This window comes from Ruegeria sp. CI1 (genome assembly GCF_056536925.1).
Map to the genome: position 1 here is coordinate 233,176 of NZ_JBQFQP010000002.1, position 15,763 is coordinate 248,938.

The following is a 15,763-nucleotide window of genomic DNA, read 5'->3' on the forward strand; positions in this document are numbered from 1 at the left end:
GATTAGCGTGGGATGGCGCGCGGTTGCGGTCTGAAAACGAGGCCCGGAAAGGCCAAACAGGCTTTTTATCCGGCGTGGGAAAGACCGTTCAGTCTGTGACCTTTGGCCGGGCGGTGCCGGCCGCCAGTTCCGCAAGATTCGGCTGTGCGGATTTGACCTTGCGCGTGACGATATAGGTCATGTACCGACCGACGCCCAGCTCTTCGGCAAGCAGGGTTTCCATCAGGTCCTGAAAGCGGGCGAGCGATGGGGTGACGATTTTGAGCACATAATCCATGCCGCCGCCGGTCGCGACGCATTCCGTGACCTCGTCGAGTTTCTTGATGCATTCCTCAAACCGGTTGAAATCGGCCTTGCGGTGCTGCGTCAGCGAGACGGTCACGATGACCTGGGTGTAGTCGACGATGCGCTCAAGCGCGATATCGGCGTGGTACCCCCGGACATACCCGGCCGCTTTCAGCTTGGTCAAACGGTCCCAGCACGGTGTCGGGGACAAGTTCACGAGCTCGGCCAGCTTGGTTTTGCTTAGCTGGCCATGGCTCTGAATTGCGCTGAGAATGCGAATATCGGTCGCATCCAGGCCAAGCTTTTTCATTTGTTCGGAACCCTCTTTGGATCGTGCCGCAATATTTATCACCAATTTCGCGGGCGCAACTTATTCCTTTTGGAAGTTTCATTTTCCGGATGGTTCTGCCGGTCCTGGTCCGCTGGTTGCCATCGGCTCGAACGCCGACAACACGTGTGTGTTCAAGGCTTCGTTGATGACAGGGTATTTCAGCATCCGGTCGCGCAGGCGCGATTGCAGCAGGTCGCCCATGCGCACTTTGTTTTGTGCGGATCAAATCGGGACAGGTATCCCGGCGGTTCGAAATGCGTTCGGTTCAGGCGGGGCTGACCGCGTGCAGGCGCCATTTGTCGGGGACGCCTTTCAGTTCATGTTCGCCGCAGTCCTGAAAGCGGAACGGCGCGCCAAGCATGAGCTGGCGGGTGAGATCGGAGGCGAGGACCTGGCCGCCTTGCGCCCGGTCCATCACCCTTGCGGCCACGACCACGCCCAGACCGCTGATGTCGTCGCCGCGAATGACGATCTCGCCCGTATGGGCGCCAAAGCGGGTTCTGAGATCGATCGCCGACAGGGCGTCGCGCACCGAGTTGGCGCAGGTCAGGGCGTTGGTGGGAGAGCCGAACGTCGCCAGCACGCCGTCGCCGGTGAACTTCACCAGATGGCCGCCGTGGCGGGCAATCTGCGACGAGCAGATGCTGTCGTGGCGGTTCATCAGGTCGCGCCAGCCTTCGTCGCCGATACTGGCCTGTTGCGAGGTCGAGTCCACCAGATCGGAGAACAGGACGGTGGCGAGCGTACGCGTGGGTTGCAGCGTCACCGGTGCTGCGCCGGTGACGAATTCGACGATTGCCGAGGCATAGCGGTCGACGTCGCCTTCCCACGGTACATGTTCGTGGCCCGGCACGGTTCGGTATTCGGTCGCGGGCATCAGGCGCAGGAAATCCTGAGCGCAGTCGCGGCCGTTGGGTTCTTCGGTATCGCGGTGAATGACCAGCGTGGGTTGTGAGATGGAGGGCAGCAATTCCCGGATGTCGATATGGGCGGCAAGTTCGAACAGGTTGGCGACGGTGATGGGGGTGGCGCTCATTCTTTGGAAATGCGCCCAGGCTTCCTGACCTTCGGCGTCATCCCTGGCGGGGCCGAAATCGGAAAAGGGATGCGGTTTGTTGGGCTTTCCCCAGTTCTCGTGGAATTGCTTCAGCGCCTGTTCAAGGCTTTCCTGATCCAGATAGCCGCGGGTCAGGCGGCCCTGCGCATAGCCGCCGCACAGGGCGAGCCGTTCGACCCGCTCGGGGCGCATGGCCGCGTAGACGCAGGCAAGCGCGGCACCCTCGGAAAAGCCGATGACAGTGGCCGAGGCCATGTCGGCGGCATCCATCACCGCCTCGATATCCATCGTGCGCTCTTCCAGCGTGGGCGTGCCCTGGATGCGGTCGGACATGCCATTGCCGCGCTTGTCGAAGGTGGCCAGCCGCCCGATGGAGCTGAGGGCGTTCATCCATTGCAGATAACCGGGGTTTTCCAGCGACGCCTCGAGATGTGAAATCATTCCCGGCACCAGCACGAGGTTGCGCGGCCCGTTACCCCAGACCTGATAGGCGATGGACAACCCCTCGCTTTCGGTAAAGCTGGTTTCGACGTTGACGGTCATGTTTCCCCCACAATCGCAGGCCGGTTGCTCTTCCGAATTGGATCCGGGATGAGGCCGATGCATGTTCATCATGAGCGGTGATGGGGATTTTGGTCAATGTTTGGTTTGAGGATGTATCTGGGTGTGAAGGATCAAACGGCAGGGTTCTCCCGACCGGGTGGATACATCCTGATGCCTGCGAGTATTACTTTGGAATAAATTCAAGGTAGCCGAGATTGCCCGCTACGAAGAGATACCCTAGGAACAAACCTAGTGCGATGGCCCAGTGGATGAGTGTTTTAAGGCGCTTTCCCTCTTTTGGAAACCAACGAAACTTTCTTAACCATCCGATGATAATATCCATGAACATAAGAACAAACATCATATGCCGAAAGAATAGGTAGATGAAAAAGACTGCGAGTATCACACCCGCAATCGTGTTCGTTGGAATGATCTCCCACTCACTGCGGTTACTTGAAGCCGTTAAAGTTGTTTCCATTGGCCTGCCTTTCAACTTTTCCAAAGTTTCTAGACGCCGCATGGTCTGGGTTCAATACTAAAGGGTAATGATGGAAGAGGATGTAATGGTGGCTAATTCCATCCCGTTGCCCGACCCCCGTACGCCCCTTTCCAAGACCTAAACTTCTTTCCGTCATAACTCCTTTCAACAAGCCGGGCAGTGCGGCGGCAGAAAGGAGCATCAACTGATGGTATTCGATTTCTTGCGTCGTGGATCGGCTGGGCGCGCGCCGGAGGCGAAGGCGAGCGCGGCGGGGCCTGTGGTGGCGTGGCAGACCGGCGGGCGCGTGGCGTGGAGCCCGCGCGACACCGTCTCGCTGACGCGGACGGGGTTTTCCGGCAATCCGGTGGGGTTTCGGTCGGTCAAGCTGATCGCTGAATCGGCGGCGGCGCTGCCGCTGGTGCTGCAGGATCAGGCGCAGCGTTACGAGACACATCCGATGCTGGCCCTGATGCGGCGTCCGAATGCGGCGCAGGGGCGGGCGGAGATGATGGAGGCCTTGTTCGGGCAATTGCTGTTGTCGGGAAACGCCTATGTCGAGGCGGTACAGACCGAGGACGGGCTGCCGGTTGAGCTGCACGTTCTGCGTTCCGACCGGATGAGCGTGGTGCCGGGGGCGGATGGGTGGCCCAGGGCGTATGATTACAGCGTGGGCGGCAAGACGCACCGGTTCGCGGCAGATGTCATCTGTCACATCAAGGCGTTTCATCCCCAGGATGATCATTACGGGTTTTCGCCGTTGCAGGCGGCGGCGATGGCGATTGATGTGCATAACAGCGCCTCGCGCTGGTCGAAATCGCTGCTGGACAATGCGGCGCGGCCTTCGGGGGCGCTGGTCTGGAAAGGGGGCGATGGTCACGGCGTGATGGCCGAGGATCAGTTCCGCCGTCTTTCAGATGAAATCGAGCAGAACTATCGCGGGGCGCGCAATGCTGGCCGCCCGATGGTTCTGGAAGGGGGCCTGGATTGGAAGCCGATGGGCTTTTCCCCCTCGGACATGGAGTTTCAGAAGACCAAGGAAGCCGCCGCCCGCGAGATCGCGCTGGCCTTTGGGGTCCCGCCGATGCTGCTGGGGATACAGGGCGACGCGACCTATTCGAACTATCAGGAGGCCAACCGGGCGTTTTACCGCCTGACCGTGCTGCCCCTGGTGACGCGGGTGGCGGCGGCGGTGTCGGAGTGGCTGTCGGGCTTTACCGGCGAGGATCTGATGCTGAAGCCCGATCTGGATCAGGTGCCCGCACTGGCCGCCGAGCGCGATGCGCAATGGGCGCGCGTGAGCAGCGCCGATTTTCTGACCGACGCGGAAAAGCGGTCTTTGCTGGGACTGCCGCTGTTGGTGGAGGATGCGGATGGCTGAGGGATATTCGCCATTCGACTGCGCGCCGGGCTTGCGGCTGGCGGCGCATGAAAGGGTCGCGGCGATCCAGCACGAGCACCTGTGTCGCAGGCTGGACCGGATCGAAGAGATGATGGAGCGGCTGGAAAAGCGGCTGTGGCTGACCGTTTACGGCGTGGCGGCGGTGATCCTGGCGCAGGCGGTGCAATCGTTTCTGGTGGCAGCGCCATGAAATCAGAGGCTTACGAGGAGGTGTTCATGGAATTGGAACACAAATTCGCGCGGTTCGGCGAAGGGTTTTCGGTGACCGGAGATGCGGTGATCGAGGGCTATGCCAGCTTGTTCGGGCAGGTGGATCAAGGCGGCGATGTGGTGCAGAAGGGCGCCTATTGCGCCTCGCTTGCGGCGTTGGCGGCGGCGGGTCGGCGGGTCAAGATGCTGTGGCAGCACGACCCCGCGCAACCGATCGGCGTCTGGGACGAGGTGCGCGAGGATGCGCAGGGACTGCGGGTCAAGGGGCGGCTGCTGGAGAGCACACAGAAGGGACGCGAGACAGCGGAACTGATCCGTGCGGGCGCAATCGACGGCCTGTCGATCGGCTATCGAACCAAGCGGGCCGCGAAAGATGACAAGGGTCAGCGGCTTTTGACCGAGCTGGAGCTGTGGGAGGTGTCGCTGGTGACCTTTCCGATGTTGCCCAGCGCGCGGGTTGCCGCCAAGGGAGCGGACCCCGAGGCCGGGGATACCTGGCGCGAGATTGCCGAGGTGTTCCGTGATGCCCGGCTGGAGCTGGCGCGACCCTAGCGCCGTAAAACCACCCCCAGAAAAGGAAGTGCTGATGAGCAAGACCGAAACCCCGGCCTTGGCCGGAGAGGGTGTGCCCCTGGTTCAGGAGGTGAAGCAGGCGATGGCTGGCTTCGTGAGTGAATTCAAGGGGCTGAAGGCTGAAGTTCAAACGAGATTGCAACAGACAGAAGAGCGACTGACCATGCTGGATCGAAAATCAAACAAGGCGGCGCGCCCGCATTTGGCGGCCTTTGGCGACGAAGGAGCGCCGCATCAAAAAGCCTTTGACGTCTATGTGCGGTCGGGCGACGATGACGGGCTGCGCGGCCTTGAGATGGAGGCGAAATCTCTGTCCACCGCCGTTAACAGCGATGGTGGTTATCTGATCGATCCGCAAACCGCCGAGATCATCAAGTCGGTACTGAAATCCACCGCCTCGATCCGGTCGATCGCGTCGGTGGTGAATGTCGAGGCGAATTCGTTCGACGTGCTGATCGATCATACCGATCTGGGTGCGGGTTGGGCCGATGAAAGCGCGGTCACCTCCGAGACCGGGACGCCGTCGATCGAACGCATCTCGATCCCGCTGAACGAACTGAGTGCGCTGCCCAAGGCGTCGCAGCGTTTGCTGGATGACAGCGCGTTCGATGTCGAGGGTTGGCTGGCGGGGCGGATTGCCGACAAGTTCGCCCGGGCCGAGGCGTCGGCCTTTATCAATGGGGATGGCGCGGACAAGCCCACGGGCATCCTGAACCATCCGGCGGTCGACAATGACGTCTGGGCCTGGGGCAAAATTGGTTATGTGCCGACCGGGATCGCGGGCGGTGTCGACGCCGATGCGATTGTCGACGTGGTTTATGCGCTGGGTGCGCAATACCGGGTCAATGGTACATTCGTGATGAACTCCAAAACCGCGGGCCTGATCCGCAAGCTGAAGGATGCCGATGGCCGATTCCTGTGGTCGGATGGTCTGGCCGCGGGCGAACCTGCGCGTCTGATGGGGTATCCGGTGCTGATCGCCGAGGATATGCCGGATGCGGGCCCTGACAGCTTTTCGATCGCCTTCGGTGATTTTCAGGCAGGCTACACCATTGCCGAACGCCCTGATCTGCGCGTGCTGCGCGATCCGTTCAGCGCCAAGCCGCATGTGCTGTTTTACGCGACCAAACGCGTCGGCGGCGATGTAAGCGACTTTGCCGCGATCAAGCTGGTGAAATTCGGCGCCGCGTAACCGCGTCGAAGCCGGGGCGGGGTGACCTGCCTCGGGTGGCGGGCGCGGGCCGGGGTGAGATCCCTCGCGTTGTCTAGCTGCTCCCCTCCGTCCGAGCAACGTGGGGCGGCGCGTGCCCGTCATTTTCCTGACTGAGGCCCCGGTGGGGTCCGAGATTGCGGAGTGAATGGATGATGTTGATCGAAGAAACCGCCATCGCGGATGCGGCGCTGCCGGTGGATCAGTTCAAGGCGCATCTGCGGCTGGGCACCGGGTTTGCCGAGGGCGACGTGCAGGACGAGGTGCTGAAAGGTTTTCTGCGTGCGGCCATTGCCGCAATTGAGGCACGCACCGGCAAGGTGCTGATCGCGCGCCAGTTTTCCTGGACGCTGACCGGCTGGCGGGATCGGAACCGCGAAGTATTGCCAACCGCGCCGGTGCAATCGGTCGAAGCGGTGGTGCTGATCGATGCGGCGGGTGTCGAGACGGTGGTGGACGCCGCACGGTACCGTTTGGTGCAGGACACTCAGAGGCCGCTATTGTGCCCGGTGGGGGCGTATCTGCCCGTTGTCGCAACCGGAGGGTCGGTCCGGATCACCTTTACCGCCGGGATGGCCCCGGATTGGGGTGAACTGCCTGCCGATCTGGTGCAGGCGATACTGATGCTGGCGGCGCATTACTATGAATACCGCCATGAGACCGCGTTGGGTGACGGGTGCATGCCCTTTGGGGTCACCAGCCTGATCCAGCGCTATCGCATGGTCCGGTTTGGCGCGGGGGTGCTGCAATGAGGCTGCCGCATCTGAACCGAAGGCTGGTGTTGGAGGCGCCGCTGCGCAGCCCGGATGGCGCGGGCGGGTTTACGGAGCGCTGGATCGCGCAGGGCACGGTCTGGGCCGAGGTGACTGCCCGCACCGGGGCCGAACGCCCGGTGGGTGGGGCCGCGATATCGCGCGTCGGCTACCGCATCGTGGTGCGGGCCGCGCCGCAGGGGTCAAGCATGCGACCGGCGCCCGACCAGCGGTTCCGCGATGGCGCGCGGTTGTTCGTGATCCGGGCGGTGGCCGAACATGACGCGCAGGGGCGTTTTCTGAATTGTTTCGTAGATGAGGAGGTGGCGGCATGAGTTATGGAATGGCAGCCCCGCTGCAGGCGGCGGTGTATCAGCATCTGCTGGCGGACGTGGGCGTTGCGGCATTGGTTGGAAGCGCGATCTTCGACGTGGTGCCGTCGGGGACGGTGCCCGAGACCTATGTGACGCTGGGACCGGAAGAGGTGCGCGAGGCGTCGGACAAATCCGGCGCGGGAGCGCTGCACCGCCTGACGATTTCGGTGGTGTCCGAGGCATCTGGATTTGCAACGGGCAAGGCTGTGGCCGGGGCAATCTGCGATGCGCTTGAGGCGCCGCCGCTGAGCCTGAGCCGGGGGCGGCTGGTGGGACTGTGGTTCGAAAAGGCCTCGGCCCGGCGCACCGGAACGGGTGGCGCGATGCGCCAGATCGATCTGAGATTCCGCGCCCGCGTGGAAGACAACTGAGCAATCAAACTTTTGGAGAGAGCATATGGGTGCCCAGAACGGAAAAGACCTGTTGGTCAAGGTGGACATGAACGGCACGGGCCTGTTCGAGACGATTGCGGGGCTGCGTGCCACGCGGATCAGCTTCAACGCGGAAAGCGTGGATGTGACCAGCCTGGAAAGCCAAGGTGGCTGGCGTGAATTGCTGTCGGGAGCGGGGGTGAAGTCTGCCGCGATCTCGGGCTCGGGCGTGTTCAGGGATGCCGGCACGGACGAGCGTGCGCGGCAATTGTTCTTTGACGGCGAGATACCTGCCTTTCAGGTGATCATACCCGATTTCGGCATTGTCGAGGGACCGTTCCAGGTGACCGGGATCGAGTATGCGGGTTCGCACAATGGCGAGGCGACATACGAGATGAGCCTGGCAAGTGCCGGGGCGCTGACCTTTACGGCGCTGTAACGCGATGGCCAATCCGTGGACGGGTGAGGTGGCATTGACCATCGACGGGCAGCGGCGGGTGCTGAAGCTGACGCTGGGCGCTTTGGCCGAGTTGGAGCAGGCGCTTGAGGCCGGATCGCTGGTGGATCTGGTGCAGCGGTTCGAAGGCGGCAGTTATTCCAGCCGCGACGTGCTGGCGCTGGTGGTTGCCGGATTGCGCGGCGGCGGTGCGGATGTGAGCCGCACCGACCTGCTGCGGGCCGAGATCGAGGGTGGGCCGATGGCGGCGGCGAGGGTTGCGGCTGAGTTGCTGGCGCGGGCCTTCATGCTGCCGGGCGAGGCATGAGCCGGTTCGACTGGTCCGCGCTGATGCGGGCCGGGCTTTCGGGCCTGCGGCTGACGCCGGAGCAGTTCTGGCGTCTGACCCCGGCTGAGTTGCGGCTGATGCTGGGGCAGGGTGCGGGGCAGTCGCCGATGAACCGCAAGGGTCTGGAGGCGCTGTTGGCGGCCTTTCCGGACAAGACACAAGGAGTAAGCGATGACGGAGAGTGACGGGTTCGACGATCTGGAAACGCGCAGCGAGGCGCTGGGAGATGCGCTGGGCGACGCGGCTGCCATGGCCGCAGGGTTCGACAGCGAGCTGCAGCGCGTGCGTTCGGCGCTGGCGGAAACGGGCAAGGATGTGGCGACGCTGGAACGGGGATTGTCCAAGGGGCTGCGGCGGGCGTTCGATGGCGTGGTGTTTGACGGGATGAAGCTGTCGGACGCGCTGGAAACGGTGGCGCAGTCGATGATCCAGACCACCTATTCGGCCGCGATCAAGCCGGTGACGGATCATTTCGGCGGCTTGCTGGCCTCGGGTGTGAACAGTCTGGTCGAGGGCATTCTGCCCTTTGCCAAAGGTGCCGGGTTTGCGCAGGGGCGGGTGATGCCTTTTGCCAATGGTGGTGTCGTCAGCGGCCCGACATCCTTTCCGATGCGGGGCGGATTTGGCCTGATGGGCGAAGCTGGGCCCGAGGCGATCATGCCGCTGGCGCGGGGCGCCGACGGCAAGCTTGGGGTGCGCAGCGCTGGGGGCGGCCAACCGATCAATGTGGTGATGAACGTGACAACCCCGGATGTGCAGGGGTTCCGCCGCAGCCAGGGGCAGATCGCGGCGCAGATGAGCCGCGCGCTGGGCCGCGGCAATCGCAATCGTTGAGGCCGGGAGGACAGAGATGAATTTTCACGAGGTGAGGTTTCCCGCCAATCTGAGTTTCGGCTCGGTCGGCGGGCCCGAGCGGCGCACGGATGTGGTGACGCTGGCCAACGGGTTCGAGGAGCGCAACACGCCCTGGGCCCATTCGCGGCGGCGCTATGATGCCGGTCTGGGCATGCGCTCGCTTGACGATATCGAGGTGCTGATCTCGTTTTTCGAAGCGCGGCGCGGGCAGCTTTACGGCTTTCGATGGAAGGACTGGTCGGATTTCAAATCGGGGTTGGCCTCGGCCGGGACTGCGTTCGGGGATCAGGTGATTGCGCGCGGCGATGGGGAAACCACGGTGTTCCAGCTGCTCAAGACCTATCGCTCGGGCGGGTTCGAGTATGCGCGCCCGATCCTCAAACCGGTTCTGGGCACGGTGCGGATCGGCATCGAACAGGACGAGATGAAGGAGGGGGTTGATTTCGACGTTGATCCCGCAACAGGTCTGGTGACATTCGCGGTGCCGCCTTCGGAAGAGGCGCAGATATCGGCAGGGTTCGAGTTTGACGTTCCCGTGCGGTTTGACACCGACCGTATCCAGACGAGCGTGGCGAGCTTCCAGGCAGGCGACGTGCCCAATGTGCCGGTGGTGGAGGTGCGGGTCTGATGGCGAGCATGTCCAAGAGTTTTCAGGCGCATGTGGCGGGGGGATTGACCACGCTTTGCCGGTGCTGGGCCGTGACGCGCAGCGACGGCGTGGAATACGGGTTCACCGATCACGATCGTGGACTGAGCTTTGAAGGGGTGGACTTTCAGGCTGACAGCGGCCTGACGGCGGCGGCACTGGAGCAATCGACCGGTTTGTCCATCGACAACAGCGAGGCGATGGGCGTGTTGTCGGATGCCGCCATCCGGGACGAGGATATCGAGGCCGGGCGTTTTGATGGTGCCGAGGTGCGGGTTTGGCTGGTGAACTGGGCCGACCCGCGCGACCGCTGGCTGCAGTTTCGTGGCTCGATTGGCGAGATCCGTCGCGCGGGCGGCGCGTTTTACGCCGAGATGCGCGGGTTGACGGATGGCCTGAACCGTCCGCTGGGGCGTATCTATCAGAAGCCATGCGCGGCGGTTCTGGGAGATCGCGATTGTAGGTTTGACGCCGGGCAGCCGGGATATTCGGTCGAGTTGAGCATCGAAGCCATGGAAGACGCCCGCGTGTTCCGCTGGGCCGATCTGAGCGGGTTCGAGCCGGGATGGTTCCAGCGCGGGCGAATGACGGTGCTTGACGGCCCGGCTTTGGGACTGTGGGGCACGATCAAGCGCGACGAGATCGAAGAGGGCCACAGGGTCATCGAGTTGTGGGAGCCTATCCGCGCGGGTCTTGTGGCCGGCGATCGGGTAAGGCTGGTGGCGGGCTGCGACAAACGGTTCGAAACCTGCCGGCTCAAGTTCAACAACCTCTGGAACTTTCAAGGTTTTCCGGACCTGCCCAATGAGGATTGGGTCCTGGCGGTGCCGAAATCGAGCGCCGCCAATACCGGAGGCAGCCGGAGATGACGGCAGGAAGGCAGGATGTGGTCGAGGCCGCACGGGGCTGGGTGGGAACGCCCTATCTGCATCAGGCGTCCTGGCGCGGTGCTGGAACGGATTGTCTGGGGCTGTTGCGTGGGGTCTGGCGCGAGCTTTACGGGGCCGAGCCCGAGACGGTTCCCGCATACAGCATGGACTGGTCGGAGCCGCAGGGCGAGGAACGTTTGTGGCAGGCGGCGCGCCGACATCTGATCGAGAGTCCCTTGTCGGAGTTGGAGCCGGGCGACGTGATCCTGTTCAGGATGCGCAGCGCCTCGGTTGCCAAGCATGTCGGGCTGATCAGCGAGACCGGTCCGCATCCGAAATTCATCCACGCTTATTCCGGGCGAGGTGTTGTCGAAAATCCATTGAGCGAGCCGTGGCGGAACCGTATCGCGGCCCGGTTTCAATTTCCGCTGAAGGAGCAGTAAATGGCGACCATTCTACTTTCTGCCGCAGGTGCGGCCATTGGCGGGTCGATCGGCGGAACCGTCGCGGGCCTCTCCACCGCCATCATCGGGCGCGCTGTTGGGGCGACGCTGGGCCGGGTGATCGACCAGCGCCTGTTGGGGGGCGGCAGCGAGGCGGTTGAAACCGGCAAGGTTGATCGCTTTCGCCTGACCAGTTCCGGTGAGGGGGCGCCGGTGGCTTCGGTATTTGGCCGGATGCGTGTCGGGGGGCAGGTCATCTGGGCGTCGGATTTCCTGTCCACGACGCAAAGCCATACATCCGGCGGCGGCAAGGGCGCTGCGCCGAAACCCGAGGTGACGACGACCGAGCACAGCTATTCAGTGTCGCTGGCCATTTCCGTAGGTGCGGGCGAGATTGCGGGGATCACCCGTGTCTGGGCTGACGGCGAAGAGATCGCGCATGCAGACCTGGACATGCGCGTCTATCGGGGTACCCAAGATCAGCTACCGGATCCGCTGCTGGAAGCCATCGAGGGGGCGGGCAAGGTGCCCGCCTATCGCGGTACGGCTTACGTGGTGATCGAGAACCTGCAACTGGCGCCCTATGGTATGGCAACCGGGTGCCGCAATTCTCGTTCGAGGTGGTGCGGCAGGAACAGCCGGACATGCCGGGGTATGACGACCGGCTGGCCGCGATCGTGCGGGGCGTCGCGTTGATGCCGGGAACCGGTGAATATGCGCTGTCGACGCGGCAAGTCAATTATACTGACGGGCCGGGTAGTTACTGGGCGGCCAACACCAATTCGCCGTCGGGCCGGACGGACATGCTGACTTCGCTGGCGGTACTGGACTCTGAGTTGCCGGGATGTGAGGCGGCTTCACTGATCGTGTCCTGGTTCGGCAATGACCTGCGGTGCGGGGATTGTGAGATCCGGCCCAAGGTGGAACGTCGGGACTATGATGGGGCGAATATGCCGTGGCGCGTGTCGGGTGTTTCACGCGCTGGCGCACAGGAAATACCGCGCGCGGATGGCGAGCCGGTATATGGTGGCACCCCGGCGGATGCGTCGGTGATCGAGGCCATCCGTCACCTGAACGTCAGCGGCAAGCGCGTGATGTTCTATCCGTTTATCCTGATGGATCAATTGGCCGGAAACGGTTTACCCGATCCGTGGACAGGGAACGAAGATCAGCCGCACCTGCCGTGGCGCGGAAGGATCACCCTGGACGTAGCGCCGGGGCGACCGGGGTCATCGGATGGAACCTTTGCGGCAGATGCCCAGGTGGCACAGTTCTTTGGCACGGTGTCGGCGGCAGATTTCGTGATCGGCGACGGAACCGTTTCCTATACCGGTGCCGATGAATGGGGGCTGCGCCGGTTCATCCTGCACAATGCCGCGCTTTGCGCTGCGGCAGGTGGGGTGCATGCGTTCTGCATCGGATCGGAAATGCGTGGATTGACGCAAATTCGCGGCGCCTCGGGCTTTCCGGCGGTAGCGGAGTTGAAACAGCTTGCCGCTGAGGTGCGTGCCATTCTGGGTCCGGATGTCCGTATCGGATATGCCGCCGACTGGTCGGAATATTTCGGGTATCAGCCGCAGGACGGCAGCAACGACCGGTATTTCCACCTTGACCCACTTTGGGCCGATGACAACATCGATTTCATCGGTATCGACAACTATATGCCGATCTCGGACTGGCGCGAGGGTGAGGAACATCTGGACGCGCTGGGCGGGGTGCGGTCGATCTATGATCTGAGCTATCTGCAGGGCAATATCGAAGGCGGCGAGGGTTATGACTGGTACTACCACTCGCCCGAGGCGGAAGAGGCGCAGATCCGCACGCCGATCACCGATGGCGAACATGGCGAACCGTGGGTCTGGCGATACAAGGATCTGCGCAACTGGTGGGCCAATCCGCATCACGAGCGCATCGGTGGAGAGCGTATGGAAACGCCGACCGCGTGGGAGCCGCGGTCGAAGCCGATATGGTTCACCGAACTGGGTTGTGCTGCCATCGACAAGGGGACCAATCAGCCGAACAAGTTTCTGGACCCCAAATCGTCGGAATCCCACCTGCCGAAGTATTCCAGCGGCGCTCGGGATGATCTGATCCAGGTTCAGTACCTCAAGGCGGTGCTGGGGTATTGGGACAAGCCCGAGAACAATCCGGTTTCGCCGCTGTACGAGGGCCGGATGATTGACATGACCAATGCCTATGTCTGGGCCTGGGACCTGCGCCCGTTTCCGGTTTTTCCCAATCGGGTGAGCCTGTGGAGCGATGGCGGGAACTATCCGCGCGGTCACTGGCTGAACGGGCGGTCGGGAAGCCGCACACTGGCTTCGGTGGTGGGTGAGATCTGTCATCGCTCGGGAGTGCGCGAAATTGATGTGTCGGAGCTGTGGGGCATCGTGCGTGGGTATGTGGCCGAAGAGGTCAGCGATGCGCGCGGTCTTCTGCAACCTCTGATGTTGCGCTATGGCTTTGATGCGATCGAGCGGGACGGCGTGCTGACGTTCCGGATGCGGGACGGGTTGCGCCCTGTTGATCTGATCGAAGACCAGTTGGCAATGTCGTCGGAGGTAGATGGCACGATTGAGTTTCGCCGCGAGGCAGATGTGGAAATGTCAGGCCGGGTACGGCTGAAATTCGTGCAATCGGATGCAGATCACGATGTTGTATCGGAAGAGGCGGTTTTGCCGGACGAGGCCACCCATTCCGTTGCCGCCAGCGAGATGCCGTTGTCGATGACCCGTTCCGAGGGGCGGCAGACGGTCGAAAGATGGTTGGCAGAAGCGCGGGCGTCGCGTGAAACAGTCAAGTTCGCGCTGCCGCCGTCTCAGATTGAGGTGGGAGCAGGCGACATCGTGCGCCTGCCTGGTGCCAATGGCGAGGCAGGCGTGCTGTTCCGTATCGACCGGGTGGAGCAGACCGAATTGCAATTGGTCGAGGCCGTGCGGATCGAGCCGAACGTGTATCGTCCAAGCAATATCGACGACGTGCTGCCAAGTGGGCAGGCGTTTTTACCGCCGTTGCCGGTTCTGCCGGTCTTTTTGGATCTGCCGCTGATCACTGGCGACGAGGTTGCCCATGCGCCGCACCTGGCGGTTACCGCAAGTCCGTGGCCGGGATCGGTTGCGGTCTATGCCTCGACAAGTGACGAGGACTATGCCTTGTCCGAAATCGTTGCCCGTCGCGCCGTGATCGGGTTCACCGAGACCGGACTGTTGCGCAGCGACGCCGGTCGCTGGGACGAAGGCGACGCGTTGCAGGTTAAGCTGACAGCCGGGGCGCTGGAGTCGCGATCCGCCTTGACGGTACTGAACGGCGCCAATCTTGCGGCTATCGGGGACGGCAGCAACGGCAATTGGGAACTGTTCCAGTTTCGCGATGCCGAGCTGATTGCGGAACGAACCTACCTGCTGCGTGGGCGCCTGCGCGGCCAGTTGGGCAGTGACGCACTGATGCCCGAGGTCTGGCCTGCGGGGTCGAACTTTGTGTTGATGAACGGGGCTGCGACGCAGATCGGGCTGAAGCGATCGGAGCGCCGGTTGGCCAAACACTATCGCATCGGATCGGCCCGCCGGGGATACGACGATCCGTCCTACACGCATCGGATCGAGTCGTTCGATGGAAACGGCCTGCGCCCCTATTCGCCGGTGCATTTGCGAGCTGTTGAGCAAGGGGGAGATCTGGTGCTGTCCTGGATCCGTCGTACACGGATTGACGGTGACAGCTGGGACGGGTTCGAGGTGCCGCTGGGCGAAGAAAGCGAGGCCTATCTGGTTCGTGTCCGCAAGGATGGGGCGATTGTCCGCGAGACGGTGACCGAGGCACCGCTTTGGACGTATGGCGCGGGTGCGCAAGCGGCGGATGGGGTCACGATGCCCTACGAGATCGAAGTGGCACAGGTATCGGTGATTTACGGCCCCGGCCCGTTCACCGGCTTGCGGCTGGAGTAGCGTGGTTGCGTCCGGTTCTGCATGGGGACGTCAGTTCGGCGGCGCGGGCGCTGTTGCGGGCCGCGCCCGGCCTGCGTGAACGTCTGTGCCGCCGATTGATCCTGGAGGCGGAACTGGCCGACCGTCATGTGCGCAGAACCGGGCGGCTGCATCCGGTTTTCGGGAACGGGTCGCTGATGTCGGCGGCTCGCAAGCGGGTGCTGGCGGACGAGCCGGGTTTCGATGATCTGGAATATTGCAGTTGCTTTGAAACCGTGTTGCGGCACCTCGTTCGCCGTGGGATCAGCCAGAGGCGCAGCTGACGCATTTACTGGCCGCCGGATCGAGCTTGAGCCGCCCTGGCGTGATGTCGTCGCCGCAATCTTCGCAATAACCGAACTCTCCTTCTTCGATGCGTTGCAAGGCCGATCGTAGACGTCTTGTTTCAACATCACGCCGGGCTTGCTGTGCCTTGGCCATCGCCTGATTCTGCAATGCATCCATGCGGCTGAGGCGCCCAACTGCCTGTTGATCGAGTTCCACGACCGATTGTGCATCGCGCCCGGCAACAGACCCTTGTTCCAGTTCCGCCAGTTTTTCGTGGATCAGGCATTCGAATTTGTGCAGTTCGGTCTCATTCATTTCTGTTATGTCGCACT

20 protein-coding genes and 1 pseudogene are annotated in these 15,763 nt (G+C 62.7%); 16 read left to right on the forward strand and 5 right to left on the reverse strand.

Annotation, left to right across the window (positions count from 1 at the left end; translation table 11 throughout):
• Positions 1-88: 88 nt before the first annotated feature.
• From ACR0LZ_RS03080 to ACR0LZ_RS03095, 4 genes are all read right to left on the reverse strand, one after another.
• Complete coding sequence (locus ACR0LZ_RS03080) at positions 89-595, reverse strand: Lrp/AsnC family transcriptional regulator (protein ID WP_480748304.1); 507 nt, start codon at positions 593-595, stop codon at positions 89-91.
• A 78-nt stretch (positions 596-673) separates the two neighbouring features.
• Positions 674-817: a hypothetical protein gene (locus ACR0LZ_RS03085; RefSeq protein ID WP_480748305.1), complete on the reverse strand. Its 144-nt coding sequence runs from the start codon at positions 815-817 to the stop codon at positions 674-676.
• 64 nt (positions 818-881) lie between these two features.
• On the reverse strand, positions 882-2,216 hold the full coding sequence (locus tag ACR0LZ_RS03090; protein ID WP_480748306.1) for an adenylate/guanylate cyclase domain-containing protein: 1,335 nt from the start codon (positions 2,214-2,216) through the stop codon (positions 882-884).
• Between the two features lie 184 nt (positions 2,217-2,400).
• Positions 2,401-2,694: a hypothetical protein gene (locus ACR0LZ_RS03095; protein WP_480748307.1), complete on the reverse strand. Its 294-nt coding sequence runs from the start codon at positions 2,692-2,694 to the stop codon at positions 2,401-2,403.
• Positions 2,695-2,902: 208 nt separating this feature from the next.
• Here ACR0LZ_RS03095 and ACR0LZ_RS03100 point away from each other — a divergent pair, with 208 nt between their 5' ends.
• The 16 genes and pseudogenes from ACR0LZ_RS03100 to ACR0LZ_RS03175 all read left to right on the forward strand — a co-directional run bounded on the left by ACR0LZ_RS03100 (position 2,903) and on the right by ACR0LZ_RS03175 (position 15,427).
• Positions 2,903-4,075, forward strand: a complete 1,173-nt coding sequence (locus ACR0LZ_RS03100; RefSeq protein WP_480748308.1) for a phage portal protein — start codon at positions 2,903-2,905, stop codon at positions 4,073-4,075.
• Positions 4,068-4,286: a GTA head formation protein, RCAP_rcc01685 family gene (locus ACR0LZ_RS03105; RefSeq protein ID WP_480748309.1), complete on the forward strand. Its 219-nt coding sequence runs from the start codon at positions 4,068-4,070 to the stop codon at positions 4,284-4,286. Before ACR0LZ_RS03100 ends, ACR0LZ_RS03105 begins: the two co-directional genes overlap by 8 nt.
• Positions 4,287-4,312: 26 nt before the next feature.
• Positions 4,313-4,858, forward strand: coding sequence for an HK97 family phage prohead protease (locus ACR0LZ_RS03110; protein ID WP_480748310.1), 546 nt, complete (start codon positions 4,313-4,315; stop codon positions 4,856-4,858).
• A gap of 34 nt (positions 4,859-4,892) precedes the next feature.
• Positions 4,893-6,071 carry a phage major capsid protein gene (locus tag ACR0LZ_RS03115; protein ID WP_480748311.1) on the forward strand — a complete coding sequence of 393 codons (1,179 nt, stop codon included), beginning with the start codon at positions 4,893-4,895 and terminating at the stop codon, positions 6,069-6,071.
• 170 nt (positions 6,072-6,241) lie between these two features.
• Positions 6,242-6,841, forward strand: a complete 600-nt coding sequence (locus ACR0LZ_RS03120; RefSeq protein WP_480748312.1) for a head-tail connector protein — start codon at positions 6,242-6,244, stop codon at positions 6,839-6,841.
• Complete coding sequence (locus ACR0LZ_RS03125) at positions 6,838-7,176, forward strand: head-tail adaptor protein (protein WP_480748313.1); 339 nt, start codon at positions 6,838-6,840, stop codon at positions 7,174-7,176. Before ACR0LZ_RS03120 ends, ACR0LZ_RS03125 begins: the two co-directional genes overlap by 4 nt.
• A complete protein-coding gene (locus ACR0LZ_RS03130; RefSeq protein WP_480748314.1) occupies positions 7,173-7,586 on the forward strand; it encodes a DUF3168 domain-containing protein in 414 nt (137 codons plus the stop codon). The genes ACR0LZ_RS03125 and ACR0LZ_RS03130 overlap by 4 nt, the downstream gene beginning before the upstream one ends.
• A 25-nt stretch (positions 7,587-7,611) precedes the next feature.
• On the forward strand, positions 7,612-8,025 hold the full coding sequence (locus ACR0LZ_RS03135; RefSeq protein WP_480748315.1) for a phage major tail protein, TP901-1 family: 414 nt from the start codon (positions 7,612-7,614) through the stop codon (positions 8,023-8,025).
• Positions 8,026-8,029: 4 nt separating this feature from the next.
• Positions 8,030-8,350, forward strand: a complete 321-nt coding sequence (locus ACR0LZ_RS03140) for a gene transfer agent family protein (RefSeq protein ID WP_480748316.1) — start codon at positions 8,030-8,032, stop codon at positions 8,348-8,350.
• The gene (locus tag ACR0LZ_RS03145; protein ID WP_480748317.1) at positions 8,347-8,556 is read left to right on the forward strand and encodes a rcc01693 family protein; all 210 of its coding nucleotides are present in this window, start codon (positions 8,347-8,349) and stop codon (positions 8,554-8,556) included. Before ACR0LZ_RS03140 ends, ACR0LZ_RS03145 begins: the two co-directional genes overlap by 4 nt.
• On the forward strand, positions 8,543-9,205 hold the full coding sequence (locus ACR0LZ_RS03150) for a phage tail tape measure protein (protein WP_480748318.1): 663 nt from the start codon (positions 8,543-8,545) through the stop codon (positions 9,203-9,205). The genes ACR0LZ_RS03145 and ACR0LZ_RS03150 overlap by 14 nt, the downstream gene beginning before the upstream one ends.
• Before the next feature lie 16 nt (positions 9,206-9,221).
• Positions 9,222-9,854, forward strand: coding sequence for a phage distal tail protein, Rcc01695 family (locus ACR0LZ_RS03155; protein ID WP_480748319.1), 633 nt, complete (start codon positions 9,222-9,224; stop codon positions 9,852-9,854).
• Positions 9,854-10,741 carry a DUF2163 domain-containing protein gene (locus ACR0LZ_RS03160; protein ID WP_480748320.1) on the forward strand — a complete coding sequence of 296 codons (888 nt, stop codon included), beginning with the start codon at positions 9,854-9,856 and terminating at the stop codon, positions 10,739-10,741. The genes ACR0LZ_RS03155 and ACR0LZ_RS03160 overlap by 1 nt, the downstream gene beginning before the upstream one ends.
• Positions 10,738-11,184 (forward strand): NlpC/P60 family protein, encoded by a 447-nt coding sequence (locus ACR0LZ_RS03165; protein WP_480748321.1) that lies wholly within the window; start codon positions 10,738-10,740, stop codon positions 11,182-11,184. The genes ACR0LZ_RS03160 and ACR0LZ_RS03165 overlap by 4 nt, the downstream gene beginning before the upstream one ends.
• Positions 11,185-15,125 (forward strand): annotated as a pseudogene (locus ACR0LZ_RS03170) (baseplate multidomain protein megatron). It abuts the gene before it with no gap.
• 5 nt (positions 15,126-15,130) lie between these two features.
• On the forward strand, positions 15,131-15,427 hold the full coding sequence (locus ACR0LZ_RS03175) for a DUF7742 family protein (protein ID WP_480748322.1): 297 nt from the start codon (positions 15,131-15,133) through the stop codon (positions 15,425-15,427).
• On the opposite strand, the gene ACR0LZ_RS03180 is transcribed toward ACR0LZ_RS03175, so the two are convergent.
• Positions 15,408-15,746 carry a TraR/DksA family transcriptional regulator gene (locus ACR0LZ_RS03180; protein ID WP_480748323.1) on the reverse strand — a complete coding sequence of 113 codons (339 nt, stop codon included), beginning with the start codon at positions 15,744-15,746 and terminating at the stop codon, positions 15,408-15,410. The genes ACR0LZ_RS03175 and ACR0LZ_RS03180 overlap by 20 nt on opposite strands.
• Between the last annotated feature and the right edge of the window lie 17 nt (positions 15,747-15,763).

What these genes read in the sequence shown, in the direction of transcription:
- ACR0LZ_RS03080 (WP_480748304.1), bottom strand. Translation starts at nt 595, where the DNA reads ATGAAAAAGCTTGGCCTGGATGCGACCGATATTCGCATTCTCAGCGCA.
- ACR0LZ_RS03085 (WP_480748305.1), bottom strand. Translation starts at nt 817, where the DNA reads ATGGGCGACCTGCTGCAATCGCGCCTGCGCGACCGGATGCTGAAATAC.
- ACR0LZ_RS03090 (WP_480748306.1), bottom strand. Translation starts at nt 2,216, where the DNA reads ATGACCGTCAACGTCGAAACCAGCTTTACCGAAAGCGAGGGGTTGTCC.
- ACR0LZ_RS03095 (WP_480748307.1), bottom strand. Translation starts at nt 2,694, where the DNA reads ATGGAAACAACTTTAACGGCTTCAAGTAACCGCAGTGAGTGGGAGATC.
- ACR0LZ_RS03100 (WP_480748308.1), top strand. Translation starts at nt 2,903, where the DNA reads ATGGTATTCGATTTCTTGCGTCGTGGATCGGCTGGGCGCGCGCCGGAG.
- ACR0LZ_RS03105 (WP_480748309.1), top strand. Translation starts at nt 4,068, where the DNA reads ATGGCTGAGGGATATTCGCCATTCGACTGCGCGCCGGGCTTGCGGCTG.
- ACR0LZ_RS03110 (WP_480748310.1), top strand. Translation starts at nt 4,313, where the DNA reads ATGGAATTGGAACACAAATTCGCGCGGTTCGGCGAAGGGTTTTCGGTG.
- ACR0LZ_RS03115 (WP_480748311.1), top strand. Translation starts at nt 4,893, where the DNA reads ATGAGCAAGACCGAAACCCCGGCCTTGGCCGGAGAGGGTGTGCCCCTG.
- ACR0LZ_RS03120 (WP_480748312.1), top strand. Translation starts at nt 6,242, where the DNA reads ATGATGTTGATCGAAGAAACCGCCATCGCGGATGCGGCGCTGCCGGTG.
- ACR0LZ_RS03125 (WP_480748313.1), top strand. Translation starts at nt 6,838, where the DNA reads ATGAGGCTGCCGCATCTGAACCGAAGGCTGGTGTTGGAGGCGCCGCTG.
- ACR0LZ_RS03130 (WP_480748314.1), top strand. Translation starts at nt 7,173, where the DNA reads ATGAGTTATGGAATGGCAGCCCCGCTGCAGGCGGCGGTGTATCAGCAT.
- ACR0LZ_RS03135 (WP_480748315.1), top strand. Translation starts at nt 7,612, where the DNA reads ATGGGTGCCCAGAACGGAAAAGACCTGTTGGTCAAGGTGGACATGAAC.
- ACR0LZ_RS03140 (WP_480748316.1), top strand. Translation starts at nt 8,030, where the DNA reads ATGGCCAATCCGTGGACGGGTGAGGTGGCATTGACCATCGACGGGCAG.
- ACR0LZ_RS03145 (WP_480748317.1), top strand. Translation starts at nt 8,347, where the DNA reads ATGAGCCGGTTCGACTGGTCCGCGCTGATGCGGGCCGGGCTTTCGGGC.
- ACR0LZ_RS03150 (WP_480748318.1), top strand. Translation starts at nt 8,543, where the DNA reads ATGACGGAGAGTGACGGGTTCGACGATCTGGAAACGCGCAGCGAGGCG.
- ACR0LZ_RS03155 (WP_480748319.1), top strand. Translation starts at nt 9,222, where the DNA reads ATGAATTTTCACGAGGTGAGGTTTCCCGCCAATCTGAGTTTCGGCTCG.
- ACR0LZ_RS03160 (WP_480748320.1), top strand. Translation starts at nt 9,854, where the DNA reads ATGGCGAGCATGTCCAAGAGTTTTCAGGCGCATGTGGCGGGGGGATTG.
- ACR0LZ_RS03165 (WP_480748321.1), top strand. Translation starts at nt 10,738, where the DNA reads ATGACGGCAGGAAGGCAGGATGTGGTCGAGGCCGCACGGGGCTGGGTG.
- ACR0LZ_RS03180 (WP_480748323.1), bottom strand. Translation starts at nt 15,746, where the DNA reads ATGAATGAGACCGAACTGCACAAATTCGAATGCCTGATCCACGAAAAA.